The following is a 674-nucleotide window of genomic DNA, read 5'->3' as shown; positions in this document are numbered from 1 at the left end:
TCCAACACAGGCACCAACAGAAGAGTCAACAGCAGCTCCTGGTTCAGAGATTAAATTAGACAAGGAATTTAATGAAGAAGGAACATTTGATTTAGGTGGTTATAAAATCTATTTGGGAACCAGCTGGAATGCTTCAACTGCTAAGGCAGGAATCGATGAAAAAGATGCAAAGCATGTTATAGTTCAGCAGACAAACAGCAACTGGAATGATGCATGGGGATTACAGGTTATTAAGAAATTTTATAATTTAACACCTAATGCTACATACACAGTTGAATGGAACATAGTTGCAGCATCTAATGATGGAAACGTAATGGTAACAAACAACAAAGCTAAAATTCAATTAAATGGAGGAGCACAGACATTAACAGGAACATTTACAGCTGACGGAGAAGGAAAAGGCGAATTTGTAGTAGGAATGGGTTGGGTAGGTCTGACCAATCCTATAGAATTTTTCGCCCCTGTTGTAAAGGATGCAGAAGGAAATGTTTTAGATGACAGCAAGGTTGATACACCTGATGAAAAGCCGACAGAAGCTCCTACAGAGGCACCGACAGAAGCTCCGACAGAAGCTCCAACAGAAGCACCAACGGAAGCTCCTACAGCAACACCAACAGAGAAGCCTACAGAGGCACCGACAGAGGCTCCTACAGCAGCTCCAACAGAAAAGCCAA

Annotated in this window: 1 protein-coding gene; it reads left to right on the top strand. The window is 42.0% G+C overall.

The annotated features are described in order from the left end of the window. The coding region (locus Q5O30_RS06405; RefSeq protein ID WP_302674619.1) for a PT domain-containing protein at positions 1-674 on the top strand (674 nt) is incomplete at both ends.

It is taken from the genome of Eubacterium sp. CAG:161 (assembly GCF_000432355.1).
Taxonomy (GTDB): Bacteria; Bacillota; Clostridia; order Lachnospirales; family Lachnospiraceae; genus Eubacterium_G; species Eubacterium_G segne.
Note: the sequence above shows the minus strand (reverse complement) of the source record. Positions and strands in the feature narration are given on the sequence as shown.